Genomic DNA, 8827 nt, shown 5'->3' with positions numbered 1-8827 from the left:
TAACCCTGCTCATTTTTCAAAAATACGATTTGCAGGGCTTAGGTGGGTGTTTTTGTCTTTTTGAAACATAGCTGAAAGTATATCTTTCAATATTGTTTTTATCTTGACATATCACCGCTGGACTTTTTTATAAAATCGGGTTTTTCGCAGAAATCATAGCACAATCGGAAAACCCTGTCAAATATGCCGACTTGACAGAGGGCAAAAGTGGGCATATAGTGAAAGCAGACAACGTGTTGGGGGCATCGTTATATTTTAGGAGGAAGAAATGAAAAGCTGGGGAAAACATTTCTATTTTCTATTGGCTGTTCTGTGCGCTTTGGGGTTGAGCGGCTGCGATCATTCAATCACCATCACCATTGATGGTGCAGAGATAGCCACAACGGAACTAGAAGAAAAACATTGGATATCTGTGGAAGGATTGCAGGATTATGGTTTTGCACTGCAAAAAGGAGATAAAATGACTGGCAGTCTGGAAACGAATTGGGTGTTGTATCCATTATCACCAGGAATGAAAACGGTGGAGAAAGAGGAAATCGTGGTGCACGATGAAGCAGAAAAGCATCATGTATATTGTAATGGGCTGTTGGTTCCTACAAAAGTCATCAATGGGGAATTGATGGTGGCTGTGGAAAGTCTGACTGGAGAAAATTTGGACCAGTCCTACATGACTTATAGCGGCATATGGGAGAATATGGAACAATTACAGCAAACGAGATTTAGTGTTTATCTGGTTGAAAAGAAGGAAGAAGCGGAAGACAATTGGGATTTGTATCCTTTGCGTCCCACCATGCCGCTGCGGACGCCTTGGGGCTGCATCCTTTTTGAGAAGGTCTTGACGGATGATATTCCTTTTACAAAAGAATCTTTCGCAGAGGAGTATGTGAGTCTGCCGGAGCTGGCGGAAAACATGGATTTGTCTTTTGCGCTTCATAAAGGCATCCTGCATATGCATCAAGATGGCGCGGTAGAAAATTACCAGGTTCCCTTAGAAACAGTTTCTCAGGATTTTATGGAGCAGCGACTGATTTCTGGATATGCACTGACAGGAGAAGGCATTCGTATTGCCTGCGTTTATGATGGTAAGAAACTGTATGCAAATCTGGAAGATATGAAAGAGGTAGTTGCCGCAGAGGGATATGCCTATGACGAGGAAACAAGAACGTTTACACAGAAGGCTATGTCACAACAAACAGTTGATAAATAGCCATTTTTATAGGGGAGTATCAGAACTCCCCTACAAACTGTTATTTGCAGTTATCTATACTCATTTGGAATTTCGATATGAAGTGTCTCACACAATAACTTCACATCATGTGCATCATTTTCATCAAACTCGTATCCCAGATGGAACATTACTTGACTATATGGTTCAATACAGGAAACCTCTATTTCCTCAATTCTTCCTTTACCCGAAAAAGTTTCTACCGGAAAACAATCCCCATCATAAAGAATTTCACCTTCGTCCGTATATTCAAAACAATGCAAATCAATAATTCTGTTTTTCAAATCTTCCCATACAGTATGGTTCAATGTTGTATATTCCATCTTAATCTCATAAAAGCCATTAGCTTTCATTATTTCTATAAAGTTCTGATAATCGTTCTTTTCTACAAAAATGTCAATATCATTATGGGCTCTTGACTGATATCCAAGAAGAGCATCTACACCCCAGCCACCATCAAGAAAGACTTTAATCTCCGCATCTATTGCAAATTGAAGAATCTGTTTTACATCTGTTATATTGACCATCTTATCATCTCCACAAATTCTAATTAGGCGACCAGAGGAACTGCTGGTCTGTTTGATAAATCTCTGCATTTAGCAGTTTTCAATGTTGCCAAAACGAAAGTTAAGAAGATGTTCCTTTTCTCCATGTCGCTTTCTTTGGCGTAATTTACAAGGTTATTCCACACAAGATAGTTGTTCAGATACTTGGTAGAAACACCGTTAAAGCCACGCATAAACCTCTTTAGCTGGCTATGGTAGCTATTGATATGTTGGATATTATAAATGCCTTTCTTGGCTTTGCCAGTCTTTAACTGCACAAGGTCAATGCCATTGGCATTTGTAAATCTCACATAGGAGTTCATCTTGTCCGTAACAAGAGTGGAATTGGTCTTAATCCTACCATCATAAATATGATGTAAATCTCTTGTAGAAACTCTACCAGTATTCGTAATCTTGGAGATAGACAAGCCATTCCTATTAACCGCACAAGGAACACATACCTTTTCTTGGGACAAGCCTCTGATATGTGTAGAATGACCACGCTTATGAGCCTTGCGTGGCATAGCAAATGTCTTACTCTTGCTATGATTGCCCTTGTACGAGATGGCGAAAAAAGTTTCGTCAGCCTCAATAATGCCGTCAAGGGTAACATCGTCTGCCATATTCTGAAGTGCATCCAAAATCTTGTGTCTCCAAAGGAATGCGGTGTTTCTGTGAATCCCACAAGCAACAGCAGTCTTACGAATGGATAAGCCATTCATCATACAATCAATGTACTGCTCCCACACGGACAAGTCTTTTCTTGTACCAGACACAATGGAGTTCGTAGCAATCACGAAGGACTTGCCACAATCCTTACATACATATCGCTGTGTGCCATCTTTACGATGACCATTGCGAACCACATGGATACAGCCACAAAGAGGGCATACACGACCATTTGCAAAGCGTTCCTTTGCTACGAAATCTTCAATATTCAAAGACTTTACAAAGGCAGGACTTAAAAGCATTGTTTTAAGGCTTTCCTGCTCTGCGACAGTCAACTTACCGATAATATCTAATGCGTCTTTGATAGTAGGCATATCCAATTACCTCCTTCGGTGGTACTGTTTCTTACTATTATTATACGCTATTTCTCGTCAAAAATCAACCATTTGTTGTGACAGAGCCACACAGAAAAACTGAATATTTTTGGTAGAACATACAGGGAATCCTTATCAAAGGATTCCTTTTTTCTATTAGAACAAATAAAAAGATTATGGTATAATAAAAAGAACAAACGGGGAATAAAGTAATATTTTTTCTTATGGTTTGAGGGAACTGTGCAATCCTTTGTTTGTTTGTCGACAATTTTCCAGAGTGTTTTTTCTGTGAAAATTCCGGCAAAAAAAGATTGTTGTAAATAGAAGCCTGTGAAGGAAAAGTGCTGGAGCCCAAAAGTGAAAAACTGGAATTTCTTCTAGGGTTGGGCACACTTTTTTTATCAGGCGGATACCTAGTAAGGAGGTGCGATATGAGCAGATTGAGTATTATCACACCCAATAAGGCGCAGACCGTTGTGGAAGGGCTTTATCGGGATGTAGAACGTAGGATCATTGCCAGTCCTCCCGGGCTTTGTCCTGTGGATATGGCTGCGGCTTTTCTGAAGCTGTGTCATGCCCAGACTTGCGGGAAATGTGTTCCCTGCCGTGTTGGTCTGGGACAGTTACAGGTGTTGCTGGAACGGGTTTTGGACGGCAAAGGCAGTGAGGAGGATCTGCAGCTGATCGAAAAAACCGCTCGTGTCATCAAGAATTCCGCTGATTGTGCCATTGGGACAGAAGCGGCAGAAATGGTATTGCGTGGGGTATTAGGGTTCCGGGATGATTATCTGGAACATATTCATAACAAACGCTGTCTGTTCAATATTTACCAGCCGGTGCCCTGTGTGGCTCTCTGTCCGGCCAATGTGGATATTCCCGGATATATTGCCTTGATTTCCCATGAACGTTATGCGGATGCCGTACGGCTCATTCGAAAAGACAATCCCTTTGTAACGTCCTGTGCTATGGTTTGTGAACATCCCTGTGAAGCACGGTGCCGCAGAAATATGGTGGATGATGCCATCAATATTCGTGCGTTGAAACGGTATGCTGTGGATCATGCAGGCGTTGTGCCTGCACCGCCTTGTGCAGAACCAACAGGAAAGAAAGTTGCCATTCTGGGCGGCGGTCCCGGCGGTTTGAGCGCGGCTTATTATTTGGCATTGATGGGACATCATGTAGAAGTATTTGAAAAGAATAAAAAACTGGGCGGTATGCTCCGTTATGGCATTCCAAGCTATCGTTTGCCAAGAGAAAGACTGGATGAGGATTTGGAAGCAATTCTTTCCACAGGTATTACCGTACATACAGGTGTGGAAGTGGGCAAAGATGTGACCCTGCCGCAGATCAAAGATGCTTTTGACTGTATTTATATTTCCATTGGTGCCCAGAGTGATAAAAAGATTGGCATCGAAGGGGAAGACAAACGTGGCGTTATGTCTGCGGTACAGATGCTGCGCAGCATTGGCGACGGCGCTCTGCCAGACTTCCGAAAAAAACGTGTGGTTGTCGTTGGCGGCGGCAATGTAGCCATGGACTGTACCAGAAGTGCGAAACGTCTGGGTGCGGAAAGCGTTACCTGCGTTTACCGCAGAAGAAAAGTGGATATGACAGCACTGCCTGATGAAATCGAAGGCGCATTGGGTGAAGGCTGTGAAATCATGTGTATGCATGCGCCTCTGCGGATTTCCGGCGATGAGGACGATAATGTAACAGCTCTGTGGGCACAGCCCCAGATTGTAGGTCCTATGGACAGCGGCGGCAGACCTCGTCCCATGCCTGCTGACGCGCCTCCTGTACGGATTCCTTGTGACATTATCATTGTTGCCATTGGGCAGGGCATCGAAACACAGCCATTTGAAGAATACGGTGTGCCCATCAAACGCGGCGTTATTGATGCCATGGCAAGCAGTGACTTTGAAAACATTGATGGTGTATTTGCTGGCGGTGACTGCGTAACAGGTCCTGCTACAGTCATTCGTGCCATCGCAGCTGGTAAGGTTGCAGCTGCTAATATTGATGAATACTTAGGTTTCAATCACCAGATTACAGTGGATGTGGAAATCCCTCCTGTACGGCTGAATGTAATGCCTGCCGGCGGCAGAGTTAACACCACAGAACGCAGTGCCGGTGAAAGAAACCATGACTTTAATTTGATTGAATGCGGCTTGACCCACGAAGAAGCCATGCAGGAAAGCTGCCGCTGTCTGCGGTGTGACCATTACGGCTATGGCAACTTCAAAGGAGGGAGGGTGGAAAAATGGTAAATCTGACTATAGATGGAAAACAAGTACAGACAAAAGAAAATACCACCATTCTGGAAGCGGCAAGAGCTGCTGGCATTTATGTGCCCAGCCTGTGTTATTTGAAAGATATCAATGAAATTGGCGCTTGCCGTGTTTGTGTGGTGGAAGTGGAAGGCGTTGATAAACTCATTTCCTCCTGCAATAATGTTGTCAGCGAAGGCATGGTGGTCTATACCAACAGCCCAAGAGTTAGAGAAGTCAGAAAGACCAATGTGGAACTGATCCTTTCTCAGCATGACAGCAAATGTACCATGTGTGTGCGCAGTGGCAACTGTACATTGCAGACCATTGCCAACGATTTGGATATTCGTCGTCAGCCTTATGAAATGCAGGTGCCTCCTTATCAGTGGAGCCCTCGTTCCCCTTTGATTCGAGATGCTTCTAAATGTATTAAGTGTATGCGCTGTATCCAGATTTGTGATAAGGTGCAGGATCTGCATATTTGGGACGTAGAAGGTACTGGTGCCAGAACCACTGTCGATGTCGCTTATAACAATCGTATTATGGATTCCGACTGTTCTTTCTGCGGGCAGTGCGTGACCCACTGTCCTGTGGGAGCATTGAGTGAACGAGATGACACAGAACAGTTCTTTGCTGCATTGGCAAATCCCAAGAAAAAAGTCATTGTACAGATTGCACCTGCAGTACGGGCTTCCTGGGGGGAAGAAATGGGTCTTTCTCACGAAGAAGCTGAGGTTGGAAAGATTGTTACAGCTTTGAAAATGATGGGCGTAGACTATGTCTTTGATACAGACTTTGCGGCAGACCTGACCATTATGGAAGAGGGCAGTGAACTGCTGCGCCGTTTGAGTGAGGGAGAACATCAGTATCCCATGTTCACATCTTGCTGTCCTGCGTGGGTACGGTTTATGAAGAGCCAGTATCCCGACATGACGGAATGTCTTTCCACAGCAAAATCTCCCCAGCAGATGTTTGGGGCAGTTGTGAAGGCTTATTACGCAGGAAAACTGGGCATTGCGAAAGAAGATGTATTCAGTGTGTCCATCATGCCTTGCATTGCCAAAAAGAGTGAAAATATCCTGCCTACCATGAATGATGCAGGAACGGAAAGAGATGTGGATCTGGTACTGACTACCAGAGAATTTGTGCGCATGCTCCGTGCGGAACATATCCGTCCTGATCTGCTGGAAAGCACACCTTTTGATGATCCTATTGGAGAAGCGACGGGTGCTGGCGTTATTTTCGGTGTGACCGGCGGTGTTATGGAGGCGGCTCTGCGCAGCGCTTATTATTTGGTAAACGGCGAAAATGCGGCTCCAGATGCTTTCCAGAATGTCCGTGGACAGGAAGGCTGGAGAGAAGCGGAATTTGAACTGGCAGGCAAAACCCTGCGGGTGGCTGTTGCCAGTGGTTTGGGCAATGCTAGAAAACTGGTGAAAGCCCTGCGTAAAGGCAAAGCCCATTATGACTTTGTGGAAATCATGGCTTGTCCCGGCGGTTGTGCCGGCGGCGGCGGTCAGCCCATCAAAGATGGACTGGAACAGGCAGAATGCCGCGGAAATCACCTGTATTTCCTGGATGATATCGCAAACCTGCGTTTCAGCCATGAAAATCCGGCAATCCAGGCATTGTATAAAGATTTCCTGGGCGAACCTTTGGGAGAAAAAGCCCATCACTTGCTCCATACAGACCATACAGCATGGAAAATGCCAAGAGAATCAGAATAAAATAAAAACGATGGGATACATAGAGCAATTTCCCTTAAATAAACATTTCCTATTTTTGTTGATTTCTTAAGGGGAGTTGTGACGACTGTTTTCAGAAGAAAACATATTTGATCAAATCCTATAAAAATAAGAAAGCTGAGATCCTTTGTACCAGAAAGATTTCAGCTTTCTTTATTTTTTTTGGAAGATGTCTCTAATGGTATTCCGTTTGCTGTTTTTAGGAAAAGTGCAAATAAAAGGGGACGTTTGTCAGAGAAGGACAAAACCGAGATGTTCACTGCAAAACACTTAAAAAATGACCAATGGGAGAAGGGGAGTCCAAGATACATGTTCCATAAAACATGCACAAAAAAGAACATATTCCTTTGTATAAAAAGACAGTTGTTTTTCTGAGATGTGCAAAGTGACGGTATTTTTGCAGAGGATTTTTGATTTTTCAACAGGTTTCATAGAAGCGCAGCTTTTTCCATATTGGGGGTTTACATCGGCAATCCTTTGTGATAGTATGAGAAAAAATAACCAGACGAAAGGGTTGCATATTTATGATTCAAAATAATTTTGCTGCAACTGCATACTTTTATTTTTACCGTGTTTTCAGAGATTCAAAGTGAATTTTGCTGTTAGGAAAAGACGGTTCGTTTTGTTGTTTTTTTCTTTGGAAGGACATATAGGACTTCGCAGTGAAATTCGCTGCGGAGTCTTTCTTTTTTGTAGGAAAGAAGGGTAGGCAGCGATGAAAGGAAGCGTTTTATCATGAAGGAGGTAAGTGGAATGATTATTGTACTGAAACAGAATACAAAACCGGAACAACTGGAAAACTTGGAAGCGTGGATTCACAGCATGGGGATTGAAACCCATGTTTCCATTGGAAAAACCCATACCATCATCGGTCTGGTGGGGGATACCTCTCAGGTGGATATGGATTTGGTAAGAGCATTGGACATTGTAGAAAACGTAAAACGGATACAAGAGCCATTTAAAAATGCAAACAGAAAATTCCACAATGAAGACTTGGTGGTGGACATCGGCGGCGTGAAGATTGGCGGCGGCAATTTCCAAATCATTGCTGGTCCTTGCTCCGTAGAGTCCAGAGAGCAGGTGTGCTACATTGCGGAATGTGTGAAAAAATCCGGCGCAGGCTTGCTTCGCGGCGGCGCATTTAAGCCCAGAACTTCCCCTTACGCTTTCCAAGGTCTGAAAGGCGAAGGCATTGAACTGCTGGAAGAAGCAAAGGCAAAAACAGGATTGCCTATCGTATCTGAAATCATGAATATCAGCCATCTGCCTATGTTTGAATCCGTTGATGTGATTCAGGTAGGGGCAAGAAACATGCAGAACTTTGATCTGCTGCGGGAACTGGGTACCATCGACAAACCCATCCTGCTGAAACGTGGGCTGGCAAATACCATTGAGGAATGGCTTATGAGTGCGGAATACATTATGGCTGGTGGCAACGAAAACGTCATCCTCTGCGAAAGAGGTATCCGCACATTTGAAACCAAAACAAGAAATACACTGGATTTGTCTGCTATTCCTGTTTTGAAAAAACTGACACATTTGCCTGTTATTGTAGACCCCAGCCATGCATTAGGACACTCCAACATGGTAAAACCCATGGCAATGGCAGCAACAGCAGCTGGGGCAGACGGGCTCATGATTGAAGTGCATAATGACCCGGCAAGAGCACTGTGTGACGGCGCACAGTCCCTGACACCGGAAGCATTTGACGATGTAGCAAAGGCTGTATTCCAAATCAGACCTTTTGCCTGCAAATACAATGAAGATTAAGAGAAGACGATAGAAAAAGTCCAGCGGTGATATGTCAAGATAAAAACAATATTGAAAGATATACTTTCAGCTATGTTTCAAAAAGACAAAAACACCCACCTAAGTCCTGCAAATCGTATTTTTGAAAAATGAGCAGGGTTAGTGTATCGGCAGATAGAAAAATCTATTCTGCCGGACGATATAAACGATTGTCTTTGAGCAGTGCAAAGACTAACCGCACAAATTTACGAGC

At 43.8% G+C, this 8827-nt stretch carries 6 protein-coding genes; 4 read left to right on the top strand and 2 right to left on the bottom strand.

From position 1 onward, the window contains the following. Positions 1–268: 268 nt before the first annotated feature. The gene (locus INF29_RS13310; RefSeq protein WP_193487162.1) at positions 269–1207 is read left to right on the top strand and encodes a hypothetical protein; all 939 of its coding nucleotides are present in this window, start codon (positions 269–271) and stop codon (positions 1205–1207) included. Positions 1208–1257: 50 nt separating this feature from the next. On the opposite strand, the gene lnu(C) is transcribed toward INF29_RS13310, so the two are convergent. Both lnu(C) and INF29_RS13300 read right to left on the bottom strand, forming a co-directional pair. Further along, on the bottom strand, positions 1258–1752 hold the full coding sequence (lnu(C), locus tag INF29_RS13305; RefSeq protein ID WP_019543803.1) for a lincosamide nucleotidyltransferase Lnu(C): 495 nt from the start codon (positions 1750–1752) through the stop codon (positions 1258–1260). 23 nt (positions 1753–1775) lie between these two features. Further along, positions 1776–2813, bottom strand: coding sequence for an IS1595-like element ISSag10 family transposase (locus tag INF29_RS13300; RefSeq protein ID WP_002837184.1), 1038 nt, complete (start codon positions 2811–2813; stop codon positions 1776–1778). Between the two features lie 431 nt (positions 2814–3244). On the opposite strand from INF29_RS13300, the gene INF29_RS13295 reads away from it, so the two are divergent. The 3 genes from INF29_RS13295 to aroF all read left to right on the top strand — a co-directional run bounded on the left by INF29_RS13295 (position 3245) and on the right by aroF (position 8595). Next, entirely contained in the window at positions 3245–5080 is a 1836-nt protein-coding gene (locus tag INF29_RS13295) for an NAD(P)-binding protein (RefSeq protein WP_191345050.1), read from the top strand. Further along, positions 5074–6807: an NADH-dependent [FeFe] hydrogenase, group A6 gene (locus tag INF29_RS13290; protein ID WP_193487160.1), complete on the top strand. Its 1734-nt coding sequence runs from the start codon at positions 5074–5076 to the stop codon at positions 6805–6807. Before INF29_RS13295 ends, INF29_RS13290 begins: the two co-directional genes overlap by 7 nt. Before the next feature lie 771 nt (positions 6808–7578). After that, entirely contained in the window at positions 7579–8595 is a 1017-nt protein-coding gene (aroF, locus tag INF29_RS13285; RefSeq protein WP_072850115.1) for a 3-deoxy-7-phosphoheptulonate synthase, read from the top strand. The last annotated feature ends 232 nt before the right edge of the window (positions 8596–8827 follow it).

It is taken from the genome of Anaerotignum lactatifermentans, assembly GCF_014982935.1.
Lineage (GTDB): Bacteria > Bacillota > Clostridia > Lachnospirales > Anaerotignaceae > Anaerotignum > Anaerotignum lactatifermentans.
This window is presented reverse-complemented; position numbering and strand designations above follow the sequence as displayed.

Coding starts and splice junctions, on each gene's coding strand:
- INF29_RS13310 (WP_193487162.1), top strand. CDS start 269: ATGAAAAGCTGGGGAAAACATTTCTATTTTCTATTGGCTGTTCTGTGC.
- INF29_RS13300 (WP_002837184.1), bottom strand. CDS start 2,813: ATGCCTACTATCAAAGACGCATTAGATATTATCGGTAAGTTGACTGTC.
- INF29_RS13295 (WP_191345050.1), top strand. CDS start 3,245: ATGAGCAGATTGAGTATTATCACACCCAATAAGGCGCAGACCGTTGTG.
- INF29_RS13290 (WP_193487160.1), top strand. CDS start 5,074: ATGGTAAATCTGACTATAGATGGAAAACAAGTACAGACAAAAGAAAAT.
- aroF (WP_072850115.1), top strand. CDS start 7,579: ATGATTATTGTACTGAAACAGAATACAAAACCGGAACAACTGGAAAAC.